18 protein-coding genes are annotated in these 16,802 nt (G+C 63.0%); 10 read left to right on the top strand and 8 right to left on the bottom strand.

Annotated elements, in window-relative coordinates:
* Positions 1–50 precede the first annotated feature (50 nt).
* Entirely contained in the window at positions 51–1,316 is a 1,266-nt protein-coding gene (locus PY254_RS14570; protein WP_281012759.1) for a multidrug effflux MFS transporter, read from the top strand.
* Here PY254_RS14570 and PY254_RS14565 read toward each other — a convergent pair.
* Positions 1,313–2,455, bottom strand: coding sequence for a T6SS phospholipase effector Tle1-like catalytic domain-containing protein (locus PY254_RS14565; RefSeq protein ID WP_281015235.1), 1,143 nt, complete (start codon positions 2,453–2,455; stop codon positions 1,313–1,315). The two genes, PY254_RS14570 and PY254_RS14565, sit on opposite strands and share 4 nt — an antisense overlap.
* A gap of 170 nt (positions 2,456–2,625) precedes the next feature.
* Between PY254_RS14565 and PY254_RS14560 the strand changes: the two genes are divergently transcribed.
* The gene (locus PY254_RS14560) at positions 2,626–3,465 is read left to right on the top strand and encodes an isocitrate lyase/PEP mutase family protein (RefSeq protein WP_281012758.1); all 840 of its coding nucleotides are present in this window, start codon (positions 2,626–2,628) and stop codon (positions 3,463–3,465) included.
* 35 nt (positions 3,466–3,500) lie between these two features.
* Positions 3,501–3,962, top strand: a complete 462-nt coding sequence (locus PY254_RS14555) for a carboxymuconolactone decarboxylase family protein (protein ID WP_281012757.1) — start codon at positions 3,501–3,503, stop codon at positions 3,960–3,962.
* Between the two features lie 28 nt (positions 3,963–3,990).
* On the opposite strand, the gene PY254_RS14550 is transcribed toward PY254_RS14555, so the two are convergent.
* The 5 genes from PY254_RS14550 to PY254_RS14530 all read right to left on the bottom strand — a co-directional run bounded on the left by PY254_RS14550 (position 3,991) and on the right by PY254_RS14530 (position 7,100).
* Positions 3,991–4,485, bottom strand: coding sequence for a hypothetical protein (locus PY254_RS14550; RefSeq protein WP_281012756.1), 495 nt, complete (start codon positions 4,483–4,485; stop codon positions 3,991–3,993).
* A gap of 87 nt (positions 4,486–4,572) precedes the next feature.
* Positions 4,573–4,857, bottom strand: a complete 285-nt coding sequence (gene minE, locus PY254_RS14545) for a cell division topological specificity factor MinE (RefSeq protein ID WP_281012755.1) — start codon at positions 4,855–4,857, stop codon at positions 4,573–4,575.
* Positions 4,858–4,862: 5 nt separating this feature from the next.
* Positions 4,863–5,678 (bottom strand): septum site-determining protein MinD, encoded by an 816-nt coding sequence (gene minD, locus PY254_RS14540; protein WP_281012754.1) that lies wholly within the window; start codon positions 5,676–5,678, stop codon positions 4,863–4,865.
* A gap of 37 nt (positions 5,679–5,715) precedes the next feature.
* Positions 5,716–6,483 (bottom strand): septum site-determining protein MinC, encoded by a 768-nt coding sequence (gene minC / locus PY254_RS14535; protein WP_281012753.1) that lies wholly within the window; start codon positions 6,481–6,483, stop codon positions 5,716–5,718.
* Positions 6,480–7,100: a GNAT family N-acetyltransferase gene (locus PY254_RS14530; protein ID WP_281012752.1), complete on the bottom strand. Its 621-nt coding sequence runs from the start codon at positions 7,098–7,100 to the stop codon at positions 6,480–6,482. Before PY254_RS14530 ends, minC begins: the two co-directional genes overlap by 4 nt.
* Positions 7,101–7,308: 208 nt before the next feature.
* Between PY254_RS14530 and PY254_RS14525 the strand changes: the two genes are divergently transcribed.
* The 7 genes from PY254_RS14525 (at position 7,309) to PY254_RS14495 (ending at position 15,670) form a co-directional block, all read left to right on the top strand.
* Positions 7,309–8,532 (top strand): sensor histidine kinase, encoded by a 1,224-nt coding sequence (locus PY254_RS14525; protein ID WP_281015234.1) that lies wholly within the window; start codon positions 7,309–7,311, stop codon positions 8,530–8,532.
* A gap of 121 nt (positions 8,533–8,653) precedes the next feature.
* Positions 8,654–9,295: a response regulator gene (locus PY254_RS14520; protein WP_281012751.1), complete on the top strand. Its 642-nt coding sequence runs from the start codon at positions 8,654–8,656 to the stop codon at positions 9,293–9,295.
* Positions 9,296–9,542: 247 nt separating this feature from the next.
* Complete coding sequence (locus PY254_RS14515; RefSeq protein WP_281012750.1) at positions 9,543–10,910, top strand: SRPBCC family protein; 1,368 nt, start codon at positions 9,543–9,545, stop codon at positions 10,908–10,910.
* Between the two features lie 172 nt (positions 10,911–11,082).
* Positions 11,083–12,024 carry an ABC transporter ATP-binding protein gene (locus PY254_RS14510; protein ID WP_281012749.1) on the top strand — a complete coding sequence of 314 codons (942 nt, stop codon included), beginning with the start codon at positions 11,083–11,085 and terminating at the stop codon, positions 12,022–12,024.
* A complete protein-coding gene (locus PY254_RS14505) occupies positions 12,021–12,755 on the top strand; it encodes an ABC transporter permease subunit (RefSeq protein WP_281012748.1) in 735 nt (244 codons plus the stop codon). The genes PY254_RS14510 and PY254_RS14505 overlap by 4 nt, the downstream gene beginning before the upstream one ends.
* Before the next feature lie 4 nt (positions 12,756–12,759).
* Positions 12,760–14,676: a Gldg family protein gene (locus PY254_RS14500; RefSeq protein ID WP_281012747.1), complete on the top strand. Its 1,917-nt coding sequence runs from the start codon at positions 12,760–12,762 to the stop codon at positions 14,674–14,676.
* A gap of 112 nt (positions 14,677–14,788) precedes the next feature.
* A complete protein-coding gene (locus PY254_RS14495) occupies positions 14,789–15,670 on the top strand; it encodes a cytochrome c oxidase assembly protein (protein WP_281012746.1) in 882 nt (293 codons plus the stop codon).
* Positions 15,671–15,683: 13 nt separating this feature from the next.
* Here the strand turns inward: PY254_RS14495 and PY254_RS14490 are convergent, their stop codons facing one another.
* On the bottom strand, positions 15,684–16,184 hold the full coding sequence (locus PY254_RS14490; protein ID WP_281012745.1) for a copper chaperone PCu(A)C: 501 nt from the start codon (positions 16,182–16,184) through the stop codon (positions 15,684–15,686).
* The gene (locus PY254_RS14485; RefSeq protein WP_281012744.1) at positions 16,184–16,798 is read right to left on the bottom strand and encodes an SCO family protein; all 615 of its coding nucleotides are present in this window, start codon (positions 16,796–16,798) and stop codon (positions 16,184–16,186) included. Before PY254_RS14485 ends, PY254_RS14490 begins: the two co-directional genes overlap by 1 nt.
* Positions 16,799–16,802 lie beyond the last annotated feature (4 nt).

Below are 16,802 nucleotides of genomic sequence, written 5' to 3'. Positions count from 1 at the left end.
GTCAAGCGTGGCCGTCTATAATGCGCGACCCGCCGCGATCAACCATCCTCATGAACCCAGCCCAGCACACCGTGCGACGCAGCCTGCCGTGGCTGCTGGCGGGCTTGTCGATGATCGGTCCGTTTTCGATCGACGCGGTGTTTCCGGCGTTTCCGTTGATCGGCGCGCGCTTCCAGGTGGACGACACGGCGCTGCAGCAGTTGATCAGCATGTACCTGCTGACGTATGCAGTGATGAGCCTGTTCCACGGCGCGATTTCCGACGCGATCGGGCGCAAGCCGGTGATCGTTACCGGCATGCTGGTCTACGCGCTGGCCTCGGTGGGCGCGGCATCGTCCACTTCGTTCGCGATGTTGCTGGCCTGTCGCGGCCTGCAGGGCATGTGTGCGGGGGCCGGTCTGGTGGTGGGCCGGGCGGTGATTCGTGACAGTCTGGAAGGGCCGGCGGCGCAGCGGCTGATGTCACAGGTGATGATGATTTTCGGGGTGGCGCCGGTGATTGCGCCGATGATCGGCGCGTTGCTGCTGCCGTTGGGTGGCTGGCACGGGATCTTCTGGCTGCTGGCTGCTTTCACCGTGCTGCTGTCGCTGGCGCTGTACACGCTGCTGGACGAAACGCATCCACCGGAACGGCGTTCGCGCTTTGCGCCACGGCCGTTGCTGGCGGGCTACATGGGCTTTGCGCGCGACCGTTCGTTCTGGCCGTTGCTGATTTCCAGTTCGGTTAATTTTGCCGGCTTGTTTCTCTATATTTCTTCCGCGCCGCGCATTGTGCGCGAGCTGCTGCATTTGTCGGCGCAGGGTTTTCCGTGGCTGTTCATTCCGGTGGTGATTGGACTGATCAGCGGCGCCTGGTTGTCAGGGCGGATGGCTGAACGCTACAGCGCCAAGCGCACCGTGAACCTGGGCTATACGCTGATGTTGCTGGCTTGCGTCTTCCATGTGTTGCTGGCGCTGCTATTCCCGCTGCCGCGTCTGCCGTGGTCGATGCTGCCGCTGATCCTGCACGGTGTCGGCGTGCAACTGGCGTTCCCGACCTTGACCTTGCTGCTGCTCGATCGCTTCCCGAACCATCGCGGCGGCATTTCGTCAGTGCAGGCGTTTGCCAGTCTGTTGTTGTGCGGTTTTGTTGCTGGTGTGATGTCGCCGCTGCTGTCGGCCAGCATGTTGCATCTGGCACTGGGAGCATCGCTGCTGACCGTGGCGGGTGCGCTGGCGTGGTTCTGGTATCACGGGGTGACGCGCGAGACGGTGTTGCCGGTGAGCGACGCTGATGCCATGGCGGTGATGGCGGCCGAGATCATCGAGCCGCTTTAGCGCGCGTCGCCCCACGCCTTGGGTGGGCGTGCCGGCGGCACCACCGTTTCAATCGACATCAGCACGGTGGCATTGGCCAGTGCGCGAACCAGTGATGGCGGTCGATAGCTGGCATCGGCCAGCCAGCGTCGCCACACCGAGTCGTCGACGCGTTCGTTGACGCCGGTGCCGAGCAGGCGGTCGATCGGCGATTTGAATTCCTTGTAGAGGCCGCTCATGAATTCCTTGTAGGAATCGCGCGGCATGCCGCTGTTCGCATCCTCTGCGGGAATCCATGATTTGTTGCAACACAATCCGGCATCCATCGCCTTGCGTTGCAGCCAGGCCAGCGGCAGGTCGGGCAGTGGATCGGGTTTGCGGCCGGCGCCGTCGCGGTCGTTGCCGCCGCCGACATCCGAATGCGAGCCAATGAACCAGCGTTGCTCGATCTCGATCTGTTCGACTTTCTTGGAGGTCAGCGATTCGCCGGCCTTTACCGTGTACGGATTGCGTGTCCACACGGCCGGTGAAAAATCGGCGCGGTGCTCGTCCAGCGCAAGGGCTTGATAGGCGTACTTCACGATTTTGCTCAGCTCGGTGTCGTGGAACTGGTAGCGCGCGCGGGCATAGGGGAACCACGACGCCGTGTCCGGGATGCCGAGTGAGCCAACGGTATCCCAGACGCCAATGAAATGGATGTCCACTTCGATCGAATGGTCGGCGCGAAATTCCACCGCAGCCGGGTCGTCAGGTTTGCTGGTGAGGTTGCGATAGAAGTCGTAGGCCGCGTCAACGTCCGCTTGCGCGACGCTTGCGTTGCTGGAGCAGCGCAGCAGGCCGCATTTGCGGATCAAGCCGCCGAGGCTGCGTGCGGTATAGGCGCCGCGACTGAAGCCGAATAAATGGATCTGGTCGCCGGCCTGCCAGTTCTCGCACAACCAGCGGTAGCCGTCGATCACGTTGTCGGAAAGTCCGTAGCCGAACGCGCCGCCGAGCAGGTGGGTTAGTCCGCGCTTCACACCCACCCCGGGAATGTAGTTGACCATTTGCAGGTTGCCGTCGTCGTCGACGGGCGCAATCAGTCGTCGCAGACGCTCCACGTTGGTGTTGGATTCGGGTTTGTTCCAGGTACCGTCAAACAACAGCACCAGCCGACGCATGACCACGGTGTTCTCCGGCACGATGTGCGAACGAACCTCGGCCACAACTCTAGGGCGCGTCGAGCAGCCCGGCCAGTGCCGCTTTTAGCGAGGCGGCTGATCTGCGGCAAGCGCTCTGCCGTTCGTTGGCAGTAAGCTGCGTGGCAGGCACTTCGCGCAGGTGACGGACGATGGCAAAGGCGACCCAAGTCGAGCTGGCACAGGTATTTCGCGCGCTGCATGATCGCCGCAAGATACTGCTGCTGCCGAATGCCTGGGACGCCGGCAGCGCACGATTGTTCGTGCAACGTGGTTTTGCGGCGGTGGCCACCACCAGCGGTGGCTTGGCGTGGTCGCTGGGCTATGCCGATGGCGAGCGAGCGCCACTGGCGGAAGTGCTGGCGGCGGTCGCGCGCATCACGCGGGTGGTCGAGTTGCCGGTGACGGTGGATATCGAAACCGGTTATGGCGACTCGCCCGAAGCGGTGGCGGCAACCGTGCAGGCAGTGATCGGCGCCGGCGCGGTTGGCATCAACATCGAGGACGGACTACCCGGGCATGGCCCGCTGCGTCCGCTTGCCGAGGCCGCAGCACGGGTGCGTGCGGCGCGCGCCGCGGCGGATGCCTGCGGCGTTCCCCTCGTGATCAATGCGCGGGTGGACAACTGGATGCACGCCGACAATATGGCGCCCGCAATGCGTCTCGACGACGCGATCGCCCGCGGCAAGGCTTATCTGCAGGCTGGCGCCGACGTCATTTATCCGATTGGTCTGAGCGACCCCGCCACCTTGGCCGCGCTGGTGCAGGCGCTTGATGCGCCGGTGAATGTCGCCGCTGGTGTGGGCATGCCCAGTGTGGCCGAGTTGACCGCGTTGGGCGTTGCGCGTGTCAGCACGGCTACCCGGCTCGCCACCTTGGCACTGGGTGCGGTCGACCATGCCGTGCGGGGCATGCTGATCAGTGGCCGCTTTGATGGCTTCGTCAGTGAGTTCACTTACGCCGATGCACAGCGGCTGTTCGCGCCGGAGTGATGGGCGCCTCTCGTCATGGCTGCAAGGAATTCTTCATGCATCAACGTCTGGATTACAAGGCAGCATCACCCGCTGCGTTCAAGGCCATGCTTGGCATGGAAACCTGCGCCCGTGAGTCGGGTCTGGAGCATTCACTGCTGGAACTGGTGAAGACGCGCGTGTCGCAGATCAACGGTTGCGCGTATTGCCTGGACATGCACAGCAAGGATGCGCGTGCCGCCGGCGAAACCGAGCAGCGCCTGTACCTGTTGTCAGCGTGGCGCGAAGCGCCGTTCTATACGCCGCGCGAACGTGCCGCACTGGCCTGGGCCGAGGCGGTCACGCTGGTGGCATCGAACGATCTGCCGGATGCGTTGTACGAACAAGTGCGCGCGCAGTTCGACGAAAAGTCGATGGTCGACCTGACCTTGGCGATCATCGCGATCAATGGCTGGAACCGGCTGGCGATCGGCTTCCGGGTCGAGGTAGGCGGCTATCAGGCGCCATCGGTGAGTTGAAGCGACGGCCTGGTATGCCTGGCGAGAATCAGCAGGGCAGGCCGCGAGCGATCAGAAAGTCGCGTGCGTTTTCGGCATCGCGCTCGAACCATGCCTGGGTCGAGCCGAGCCGGAAGGTGTAGCCCCACGCATCCATGTCGGTCATCAGACGCTGCCTGCCCACGCCGGGAAGTTCGTCAGCCAGCACGATCTGCAGATAGCAGGTGGCGTCTTCTTCCTCGATGGAATCGGTGGCGTCGGTGTGTACGTGTTCGCGCTGTTCTGCCGGCAGCACGATCAGGTGGCCGGCTTCATGTAATAGCGAATGCACCGGCGTGTCGTCGCGCGCGTAAACCGTGCTGCCGATGATGCCGGCTTCGCGGTCGCCCCAGAAGCTGCCGGGGATCGGCGCGTTCGCGGCGACCCGTTGCAGCTTCAGCCCAAACCGGTCGAGCAGGCTGGCTGCGTGGTCTAATCCAATCTGACCGACGCACAGCACGAGGCTGGAAGGATCGCTGGCGGAAGTGTGATTGTCGGGGTGCATGAAGGTGCGCAGTGTGCGCGAATGGAATGGCCGGAAAGGGAAGGCCGGGCGGCGCGTGGCCGCCCGGCGGTAGTCAGCATCGCGGACTCAGCCGTTTTTGGCTTCGCTCTTGGCGGGCAGCTTGCCGTCGGGCAGGGTGACCGAGAGTTCAAGAATTTCGTGGCCGCTGTCGCGCTCGAAGTTGATATTGATGGCTTCAAGGTCGACGTGGACGTACTTCTTGATCACTTCAAGCAGCTCATTGCGCATCATCGGCAGGTAGTCCGGCGCACCGCGGGTGGAACGTTCCTGCGCCACGATGATGCGCAGACGCTCGCGCGCCACGTTGGCGGTGGCCTCGGGCTTGCGCTTCAGGAAATCGAGAATGCCCATCGTGATCAACCTCCGAACACGCGCTGGAGAAAGCCCTTCTTGGGCACGTCGATGAAGCGAAGCGGACGCTCCTCGCCGAGGATGCGGGCAACCGTGTCGCCATAGGCCTGACCGGCCAGTGAATTGGCGTCGACGATCACCGGGATGCCATTGTTCGATGCGGTCAGCACGTTCTCCGATTCCGGGATCACCCCAACCACCTGGATGCCGAGAATTTCCTCGACGTCCTTCACGCTCAGCATTTCGCCGATGGCTACGCGGGCCGGGTTGTAGCGGGTCAGCAGCAGATGCTGGGTGATCGGTGTCTCGCCTTTTTCCGCGCGCCGGGTCTTGCTGGCAAGCAGGCCGAGGATCCGGTCGGAATCGCGCACCGAAGAAACTTCCGGGTTCACCACCACCACCGCATGGTCGGCGAAATACATCGCCAGGTGGGCGCCTTTCTCGATGCCGGCGGGCGAATCGCAGACGACGAAGTCGAAGTCCATTTCGGACAGGCCCTCGAGGACTTTCTCGACGCCTTCCTGGGTCAGCGCATCCTTGTCACGGGTCTGGCTGGCCGCCAGCACGAACAGGTTCTCGTAGCGCTTGTCCTTGATCAGCGACTGCTTCAGCGTGGCCTCGCCATGTACGACATTGACGAAGTCATACACCACTCGACGTTCGCAACCCATGATCAGGTCGAGGTTGCGCAAGCCGACATCGAAGTCGATCACGGCGACTTTCTTGCCGGCCATGGCCAGACCGGTGGCCAGCGAGGCGCTGGTCGTCGTCTTGCCGACGCCGCCTTTGCCGGAGGTGACAACGATAATCTCAGCAGTCAAGGGTTCATCTCCGCAGATTTGTTTTTGTTGTGGGTGATCACAGCTTGGCGATCATCAGTTTTTCGCCATCGAGCCAGCATTGCACGGAATGGCCTTCGAGGTCGGCAGGGATCTGCTCGAAGACCCGATATTGCCCCGCAATCGCCACCAGCTCGGCACGGAAATCGGAAACGAAGATGCGCGCCTTTTCGTCGCCCTGCGCACCCGCCATCGCGCGACCACGCAGGCCGCCATAGATGTGGATGTTGCCATCGGCGATCACTTCGGCACCGTTGGCCACGGCGCCGGTGACGATCAGGTCGCGATCACGCGCATAGACTTGCTGGCCGGAGCGCACCGAGCCTGCGTGCTGCTGGGAACCCACGCTGCCGCTGGCGGGCGCGGACAAGATCGCCTCGTGCCGTTCAACCGGGGCGGGTTCATTGCGCGGCGCGGGTTCGGCAGCAACCGGTGCGCCCTGGACGGGTTCATAGGCAGCACGGAACTTGGCGATCAGCGGCAGGCCCATGCGCTTGGCCAGCGCCTCGGTCTCGTTGGTACCGTAAGCCAGCCCCACCGGCAACATGCCGGCACTGCGCACCGCTTCCAGCAGCGCGTCGACGGTGCCGTCATCAGGCAGGTCGAGCAGGTGACTGAGGTCCAGCACCACGGCGGCGCGGGCAAACATTTGCGGCGCTGCACGCACGCGGCGTTCCAGTTCGTCGCACAACGCAGCGGCATCGACCCGGCGCACTCGCACGCAGGCTATACCGACCTGCCCGAAACGCAGGTCGCAGGCGTCGGCGGCATCCATGCTGGCATTCATGCGCGTTGCTCCCCGGCGAGACGAAGTGGATGGGTTGGCGTCAGGCCGGGCCGTTCGCGTTCGGCCAGCCATGGCACCGCGGGCAGGCCACTCTTCTCCAGCCAGGTATCACGGACATAGGCGAAGCTGGGCAGGTCGACGGCCAGCAGGCTGACTTGTGGGCCGTGCTCACCCATGCGCTGCTGGCCCACTTCCTGGAAACCGTAGGTGCCGTGGAACAGTACGACGACGTCATCGCGCGGCTCCAGGAACACTTCGCAGGTCAGCAGCGGCACACGCACTTCGGCGTAGCTGTGCACGTCGCAATAGAAGATGCGCCCCAGCCCGTGGCGACGATGCGCATTCGTGATCACGATGCGGTCGATGTACAGGAACTGCGGATAGTGTTCGGCAAACCAGCGGTAGTTCGGGCTGGCGTAATCGTGCCCTTCGCGCAGGGCGATCAGGAAACCGGCGAGCTGGCCGTCGATCTCGGCCACGCGGAAATAATCCGCGCGCTCGAAGAAATAGCGCAACTGGGTTTGGTCCAGTGCGAGGATGGAGTGACCGGCAGCATTGTTGAGCGCCAGCACGGCATCCAGGTCGTGCTCGCGCACGTCGCGGATGGCAAGGGCCATTCGTTGCTCCGCAAGGGTGGATTCGGGGACGAGACGGGGTAACTGCCTCGCGCAATGGCCCATTATGCCATGCGCGGATGCCCCTTACATCACGTTGAGGCACATGTAAAAGCTTCGTAAAGCACGATTTTCCGGGCCGCTCGCTCCCGTTGCGACCATGACTTCTCGCGCATTGCGCGAATCCGCTGCGCCGTCAATGATGCATGCCATGCGCTGGTCATTCTTCAATCATATTCGCCTGCTCCGCTACGCGGGCTTCTTCACCTACTTGTCGGTAGGGACGCCGCTGATCACCAGTTGGGCGACTGAACGACTAAGCCTGCTGCAGCGCCCGAACTTTTCGTTGCTGCTGTGGACGCTGTGCTACCTGATCTTCGGGCTGATGTACTGGCTGCTGACCAGTAACCTCGGTTCGCGTCGGCATCCGGTGTGGAAACTGCTTGGGCTTGCCTTGATGACGGCGGCGGCAGTGGCGGTTGGCTGGTACAGCCACAGCGGCCTGTCGGCGATGCTGATGGTGGTGGCTTCGCTGGTGCTGCCGTGGCTGCTGCCGTTCTGGCTGGCGGTGTTCTGGCTGGTGCTGCAGCACTTGAGCCTGGTGGCGATCTTCGCCACCTTCCCCGAGTACGACCACAGTGTGGCGTTGGGATTCCTGCAGGCGAGCATCTATCTGGGTATTTCGGTGCTGGTTTTCATCACCTCCACGGTGGCCAGCCAGCAGGCCGAACAGCGTGACGTGCAGCGGCGCCTGAATTCCGAACTGCGGGCTACCCGCGCCTTGCTGGCCGAATCCAGTCGAATCGCCGAGCGCATGCGCATCGCGCGGGATCTGCACGATCTGATCGGCCATCACCTGACGGCCCTGAGCCTCAACCTCGAAGTAGCCAGTCATCTCACCAATGAGGCTGCCAGTGCGCACGTGCGCAAGGCGCAGAGCACGGCCAAATTGCTGCTGGCGGATGTTCGCGAGGTAGTCAGCGAGTTGCGTCAGGACGATGCGATTGACTTGACCCAGGCCTTGCGTGGCCTGGCCGAAGGTGTGCCGGGCCTGCATGTGCACGTGGTGATGCCGCCGCGATTCAGTGTGGAAGACCCGCGGCGGGCCCAGGTTCTGCTGCGTTGCGCGCAGGAAATCATCACCAATACCGCGCGCCATGCCGGCGCGCGCAACCTGTGGCTGAACTTCGCCTATGCCGGGGAAAGCCTGATCGGCCTGCATGCGCGTGATGACGGTCGCGGCGCCGACAAGGTCGAGCCAGGCAATGGCCTGTCGGGCATGCGTGAGCGGCTGGCTGAGTTTGGTGGCAGTGTCACGCTGGATACCGGGCTTGGCCAGGGTTTCGCCTTGACCGTGCGACTGCCGCTGGGCGAGCAGCCCGCGCTGGCGCACGCGCCAAGCCGGCTTGAGCCGCCCGCGCTCAATGTGTCGTAATCTGTGATGTGGGCGCCGGGGTGCAAAAGCGCGTCGACGTTCGCCGCGGCCGGCCTTGCCAGCTGCAAGCATCACCTCATTCAGCAGCACATCATCAAGCCAAGTTTCCCGAGGACCCGCAATGATTTCCGTTTGTCTCGTTGACGACCAGAATCTGGTTCGCCAGGGCGTCCGCTCGTTGCTGGATCTGTCCGAAGATATCCGTGTGGTGGCCGAGTGCGCCGATGGCGCCCAAGCGGTACAGGACATTCCGCGCATCAAGCCGGACGTGGTGCTGCTGGACCTGCGCATGCCGAACATGAGTGGTCTGGAAGTGCTGCAGGCGCTGTCGGCCCGCAACGACTTGCCGCCCACCATCATCCTGACCACCTTTGACGACGACCAACTGGTGCTGCAGGGTTTGAAGGCCGGCGCGCGCGGCTACCTGTTGAAAGACGTCTCGCTGGAACAACTGGTCGAGGCGGTGCGCACCGTGGCTGCCGGCGGCTCACTGGTGGCGCCAATGGTCACCCAGCGGTTGATGGCCGGGGTGTCGCGGATGCAGAACAATTTCACCAGTCTGGAGCAGCCTGATCCGCTCACCGAGCGCGAGACGGAAATCCTGCGACTGTTGTCCGGCGGTTACAGCAACAAGGAAATCGCCAACTCGCTCAAGGTGGCCGAGGGCACGGTGAAGAATCACGTTTCCAACATCCTTTCCAAGCTGGGCGTGCGCGACCGCACCCGGGCCGTGTTGAAGGCGCTGGAAATGGGCATCGTTTGAGGTGTGACGGGGCGTGGGTGGAGCGGTTGCGGTGCCTGCGCCGACCGCAGCCCGCCCTGTTTTTGGGGCACTCAAACCAGCAATGGCTGCGGATAGCGTTCCGGCCCCTGAGCAAGTAACATCCGTAGCTTCGGCGTTTGCCGACCCCCTGCCAAGACCCGCGGAAACAACCCCTCAACGGGTCCGCATGGAACGCCGGGGAAATATTATCTAGGTATGGCGTAAAGACGCTTCGGAGAACTCTGGAATGATGCGTGTCTTTGAATTTCTTGTTGCCCTGGTCATCGTCGCGGTCATCGGTGTCCTGGCAGCTGTGGTCATGCCCGGTAGCGGGCATGTCGAACGCCAGTTGGTCATCGGCAAGGACATGCGTCAGGTCTACGACGTACTCGACAACTATCGTCGACTGCCGGACTACGCTGTGTTGCGTTCGCTCGACCCGAGCGTCCAGTTCACCTACTCGGGCAAAGCTTTCGGTCCGGGCGCCGAAATCAGCTGGACCTCGAGCGATGCCAAGCTCGGCAACGGTGGTCTGACCATCGCCAGCGCCACGCCCGACTTCGACAAGATCGACAGCAACACCAAGACGGCGACCATCGTCTGGAATCTGGACAACGCTTGGCGCGGTCTGGACAAGCACTTCACGCTGGATCTGGAACGCCAGGGCAGCCGCGGCCAGCTCACCCAGGTTACGTGGTCGTATGACGTGTCCTATGGCTGGAACCTGATCAATCGCTTCGCCAACCTGTATATCCATGGCGACCCCGACTCGTTCGTGCAGTTCAGCCTGAACAACCTGCAGAACGTGCTGGCTGGCGTGCCAAACATCGACTACAGCCAACTGGTGCCGTACATCGAACAGACGCAGCCGACCCCGGTGCTGCTGGTGTCCACCTCGATTGAGCGCAAGGAAGGCCTGGAAGGGCTGGATGACGCCGTGGCCAAGGCAACCGCCGAAATTCAGGCAGCTGCCAAGAAGCTTGGCGTGAACATCACCGGTTCGCGCATCCTGATCACCACCAATTACGGCGATCAGACCTACGCCTTCGACGTGGCTTTCCCGATTGACAGCAGCACGCTGACCATCAACGGCCAGAGCGCACAGCTGATGGCTGCCACCCCGCCGTCGCTGGATACCGCGGGCGCCGCCCCGGCTGAGGCCAGCAGCGCAGCGGCTGCCGCAGACAGCGCGATCGCTCCGGGCAGTCGTGATCGCTTCGGTCGCGTGGTGGTGGACGGCAATGTGCGCGCCACGCTGGCATTTGGTGGGGCAGCACTCAAGGGTGTGTGGAACGGCACGTTTGCCGGTGTGCCGCAGACCCGCGACATGCTCAAGGCCTACGCGCAGACGCATGGCTACAAGTACGACGAAGTGGTCAACCGTCCTTATGACGTGGTCGCTACGCCGGAAGTCAAGGATGCCGGCGGCAACATTACGCAGTATGCGAAGTACGACGTGTTCCTGCCGATTTCCGATGCACCGGAGAAAACGCCGGAGCAGGAAGCCGGCCTGCAGCCGCCGTCGCTGGACGATGCCCCGGCGAACGCCGCGTCGGCTCCGGCTCCGGCGGCCACGGCTGCGGCACCCGCCGAGGCGGCCAGCGCGGGCAAGTAAGCTCTTCACGCGTCTTCTGCAGCAAGCTGAAAAAGGCCTTTCCGTCACGGAAGGGCCTTTTTCTTTGGAGCTTGAAGGTGCGTGTTGCGGTACATTGCAGGGCCCGTTGTGACCGTTGCTGCGCACGTGCTGCTCGCTTGCTGTTCCGCTTTTTAACAACCCATAACCGGACATGATCGAAACCGACCAGCTCACCCGATGCTATGGCCCTCTCATCGCGGTGAACGCGTTGAGCATCCGTGTCGAGCCGGGTCAGGTGCTGGGCCTGCTCGGTCCGAATGGTGCCGGCAAGTCCACCGCGATGCGCATGATTGCCGGCTTTCTGGTGCCGACGTCGGGTACGGCGCGGGTCTGCGGTCACGATGTGAGCCGCGAGCCGCTGAAGGTCAAGCGGGCGTTGGGCTATCTGCCCGAAGGTGCGCCCAGTTACGGCGAGATGACCGTGCGCGAGTTCCTGCAGTTCATCGGACGCGTGCGTGGGCTGAAGCCTGAAGCGGCGCATCGCCGGTTTGACGCGGTGGTGCAGCAGTTGCAGCTGGAGGATGTGCTTGGCGTGGGTATCGACACCTTGTCCAAGGGCTTGCGTCGGCGCGTCGGGCTGGCCCAGGCGATCCTGCACGATCCACCGGTGTTGATGCTCGATGAGCCAACCGACGGTCTTGACCCAAACCAGAAACACGCGGTGCGTCAGTTGATCGACACGCTGGCGCGCGACCGCACGATCCTGATCTCCACCCATCTGCTGGAAGAGGTTCATGCGCTGTGCAATCGGGTGGTGATCATCGCCAGCGGCAGGCTGCTGGCCGATGCCACGCCGGCTGAACTGGAGGCGCGTTCGCGCTATCACGGTGCGGTGTCGTTCAGTGCGCCGGGCAGTGGCATGTCGCAGGAAATGCTGGGGCGGCTGCCACAGGTGGCGGCGATCGAGGTGGATGCGCTGGATGGCCGCATCACGGTGTTCCCCAAGCCCGGCGAACGCATTCTGGAGGCGGTGGAGACGTTGCTGCGCGAACAGGGGCTGGAGGTCTCCGAGATCCAGCTTGAGCGTGGTCGCCTGGATGAGGTGTTCCGCCAGATCACCACGGTTGGTGACAACGCCGGGAGCCTCGCATGAGTCCAATCGTGGCAGTGGCGCGGCGTGAGTTGCGCAGTTATTTCGTGACGCCGGTGGCCTACGTGTTCCTGGTGATCTTCCTGGTGTTGAGCGCGATTCTTACGTTCTACGCCGGGGATTTCTACGAGCGCGGCCAGGCCGACCTGCAACCTTTTTTCGTGATGCATCCCTGGCTGTACCTGATCCTGGTGCCGGCGATCACCATGCGCATGTGGGCGGAAGAGACCAAGGGCGGCACGCTGGAACTGTTGCTGACGCTGCCGTTGACCTTGTGGCAGGCCATGTTGGGCAAGTTCCTCGCCGCGTGGCTGTTCATCGGCCTTGCGCTGGCACTGACCTTCCCGATCTGGATCACCGTCAACTACCTCGGCTCGCCCGACAACGGCATCATTCTGGCGGGATATCTCGGCAGCTGGTTGATGGCCGGCAGCTTCACCGCCATTGGTGCCTGCATGTCGGCACTGACCCGCAGCCAGGTGGTGGCATTTATCCTCAGTGCGCTGGTCTGCGTGCTGCTGATTCTGGTCGGACAACAGCAGGTACTGGATTTCTTTTCCGGCAGCTTGCCGCGCCGGCTGATCAATGCGGTGGCCCACTTGTCGATGCTGCGCCATTTCGAGGCGATTGCCCGCGGTGTGCTGGATATCCGTGACGTGCTGTATTTCGTGTTGAGCACACTGGGCTGGTTGATTGGCGGCGTGTTGCTGCTCGACCTGAAACGGACGCGCTGACGCCATGGCCTTTTCGCGCATCCATCGTTGGTTGTCTACGCCGCTGCGGCTGAATCGGCGCGGCCTGCTTTACCTCGCGCTGGTGTTGCTGGTGCTGGTGTTCGTACCGTTGATCGTGGCCAGCAGCCGCTGGCTGCATGCGTCGCGCATCGACCTCACCAGCGACAAGCTGTACACCTTGACGCCCGGCACGCTGCATATCGTGGACGACCTGCAGCGCCCGTTGCGGTTGACTCTGTATTTTTCGGAGCATGCTACCCGCGACCTGCCGCAACTGCGCAGTTACGAGCAGCGCGTACGCGAAATGCTGCAGGAAATGGTGGCGCGTTCGCGTGGACATATCCGCTTGCAGATCATCGATCCGGTGCCGTATTCGGATGACGAAGCCAGCGCCGAAGGTGCCGGGCTGACCGGCGCCAATGGCGGCAGCAACGGCGAGCGGGTGTTCTTCGGCCTGGCCGGCAGCGCCATGTCCGGCAGTATCGACGGCGACGGTGTGGAAGAGCGCCTGCCGGAGAAGACGTTGTCGATTGCGTTCTTCGACCCTTCCCGCGAAGCGTTTCTCGAGTACGACGTCGCCAAGCTGGTTTATGAGCTCAACCAGACCAGCAAGCCGCAAGTTGGCGTAATCAGTTCGCTGCCGGTCGACGGCAATCCGGCACTCAGCGAACAGCCATGGATGGCTTTTCAGCAACTGCGCCAATTGTTCGATGTGAAATCGATCGACGCGGCGACATTGCAGAAGGTCGACCCGCGCATCAAGGTGCTGCTGCTGATCCAGCCCAAGCGACTGACGCCAGATGCGCAATATGCGATTGACCAGTACGTGCTGGGCGGCGGGCACCTGGTGGTGTTTGTTGATCCGGATGCCGAGCTGGACCTGTCAGCGTACGGGCCGGACAGCATCACCGTTCCCGATCATGTGTCCGATCTGCCGCGCCTGTTCAAAACCTGGGGTGTGGTCTACGACCCGCGAAAAGTGGTGCTTGATCGCACGCGTGCGTTGCAGATCGAACTGGCCGGCAGCAGCCTCAATCATCCGGCGATGCTCGCCCTCGGCGCGCAGGAGTTGAACCGCAATGACGCAGTCACGGCCAGTCTGCAACGCATCAATGTGTCCACCGTGGGCTACTTTGATCTGGCGCCCGATACGCGTTCACGGCTGATCCCGTTGCTGCAGAGCAGTGCCGAGGCCGAGGTGGTGCCGACACAGCGCGTGCTGGATTCGAGTGCCGACCCCACCACGCTGCTGCAGGACTACACCCCGGACAATATCCATTACGTGCTGGCGGCGCGGCTGCATGGCACCTTCGACAGCGCATTCCCCGAGCGTGCCGCGCAAGCGGGGCACCTGGCCCGCTCGGCACCCAATGCCGAGGTGATTCTGGTGGCCGACACCGACCTGCTCAGTGATCGACTGTGGGTGGAGCCGCAGACCATGCTGGGTCAGACCATGATGCGGATCTTCGCCAACAACGGCGACATGCTGACCAATCTGGTGGACAACCTGAGTGGTTCCTCGTCCTTGCTATCGATTCGTGGCCGCTCCACCTCGCAGCGTCCGTTCACCCGGGTACAGGCGTTGCGTAACGCTGCGGACCAGAAATTCCTGCAGAAGGAGCGTGAGCTCGAACGCGAGCTGGCCGATACCCGACGCCGGCTGGAAGAGTTGCAGCCGGCCAAGGGTAGTCATGGTGATGTCGCCTCCGTCGAGCAACGCCGCGAGATCGAACAGTTCCGCCAGCGCCAACTGGCGATCAACAAGGAACTACGCGATGTACAGCACCAACTCAATGCCGAGATCGATGCGCTCGGCCTGCGCGTGAAGGTCATCAACATTGTTCTGGTGCCTGGCCTGATCGTGCTGTTGGGTATGCTGTACGGCTGGCGGCGCACGCGCTACAGCCGGCGCCGGCAGTAGGCGCGACCATTTGCCGTTGTGCAGGAAGCCGTTGGCGGCTGACGGAAAGGGCGCGCGGCGTTAAGCTGGGCGGTCGCCGGCGCTTGCCGGCACAGACAGAAGTGTTGGTGCAGTGAGTTCAATCTTGTTGAAATGGATCGTGCCGTGGGAGTTTTCGTGGGTATTGCTCACGTGCTTCGTGGTGACCAGCGTGCTGTACCTGCGTGGCTGTCGCCGCCTGCCGGTGCGCTTTGCCAGCAAGCTGGCGTTCTGGTCCGGCATGGCGATCATCTACCTGTCGCTGCATACCTATCTGGACTATTACGCCGAGCATGAGTTCTTCATGCACCGCATCCAGCAATTACTGCTGCATCACATTGCACCGCTGCTGATCGTTGCGGCCTATCCGTCGACGGTGTTGCGTGCGGGCCTGCCGCTGACATGGCGCGTGCGGCTGCTGCGTCCGCTGCAACGTTCGTGGCCGTGGCGGCTGTTCTTTGGCGTGCTGTGGAATCCGACCGTTGCCACGCTGTTGTTCATCGCCTTCATCCTGGTCTGGCTGATTCCCTCGATGCAGACGCTGGCGATGCTGGACTGGCGCATCTATCGATTCATGAACTGGAGCATGTTGGTCAGTGGTTTTGCCTACTGGTCATTGGTGCTGGATCATCGTCCGCATCCGCCGGGTCGGATGATGGCGGGCCTGCGCGTGCTGTCTCCGGCGATCACCATGACGCCGCAGATTGTTGCCGGCGCGATCGTCACGTTTTCCAAGATCGACCTCTATCCGATCTTCGAAATCTGCGGACGCGCGTTCACCTTCAATGTGCTCACCGGCCAGCTGATTGGCGGCGTGATTATCTGGGTGCCGTCCGCGTTGGTGGAATCGATCGGCGGCCTGATGGCGCTGCGCCTGTGGTTGCGCCTGTCGCGCAACGGCCGGCTGCCGCGCAAGCCGCCGCGCCGGGTGGTAGTCCGCGCGCCGGTGGTCAGTGAGGTGACGGTTTCCGACTGAGTGTTGTCGCGGCTCAGTGCGCGTGCTGGATGCCGTCGTGGTCCATGCCCGGCATGGCGTGTTCGTCGCCTGCATCCAATGCGTTTGCCGGTCGTGCGATGAAGTCGATGGCCAGCGTGCTGCCATCGCTGAACTTCAGGGTCAGCACCACCGTGTCACCCGGTTTTATTGGCTGCTTCGGCTGCATCAACATCAGATGGTAGCCCGCTGGTGCAAGCTGCGCCTTGCCGTGCGCCGGCACGCTCATCGCGTCGACCATGCTCATGCGACTGACGCCGCCAGCGGTTGAACTCTGGTGCAACATCACGTCGGCGTAATTCGTGCTGCTGGCGCTTTGCAGGGCGATCGGCTGATCGCTGTCGTTTTCCAGCGTGACATACCCGCCAGCTGGCAGGGCACTGGGTAGTACGCGAATCCACGCGTGACTGGCGCGAATGTGCTCGGCATCGGTGGCGTGGACGCCGCAGGCCAGCAGCAGGCCGGCCGTCAACATCGGCAGTTTGGGCATTTTCATCAGTGGGCTCCGGTGTCGAGCAGCAGATGCAGGTCGTGGACCAGGTCATCGCGTGACGCGGACGGCGTGGCCAGCACGCGCGCATGGCCGTCGCGGTCAAATACATAGATGGCCGAGCTGTGGCTTACTTCGTAGTTGCCCGCCGCGTCGCCGGGCTCGCGGGTGAACGCCGAGCGGTAGCGCTTGCTCAAGGCTTCCACGCTGCGCGCGTCACCGACCAGACCCACCGCATGCTTGTCGAACGCACGGACGTAGGCGTGCATCACGGCTGGCGTATCGCGTGCCGGGTCGACGCTGACGAACAGGATGCGCGCGTCATCAGCCAACGGGCCAAGCCGTTGCATCACCACGTGAAGTTGGGCCAGGGTCAGCGGGCAGACGTCGGGGCAATGGGTGTAGCCGAAATACAGCAGGGTCACCTTGCCGCGATAATCGGCACCGGTGACCGCCTTGCCGTTGTCGTCAGTCAGCTTGAAATCCAGATCTGGCATGTGTCCGCTGATGTTGGTCAGACGGAACGGCAACGGTTCGCTGCGGTGGCACGCGCCCAGCAAAAAGCCGGAAAGCAGCAGCAACATCAACAGCGGAACGTACCGCCAGCGCAACCCCATCATGCGA

The sequence above is a fragment of the Rhodanobacter sp. AS-Z3 genome, assembly GCF_029224025.1.
Lineage (GTDB): Bacteria > Pseudomonadota > Gammaproteobacteria > Xanthomonadales > Rhodanobacteraceae > Rhodanobacter.
Note: the sequence above shows the minus strand (reverse complement) of the source record. Positions and strands in the feature narration are given on the sequence as shown.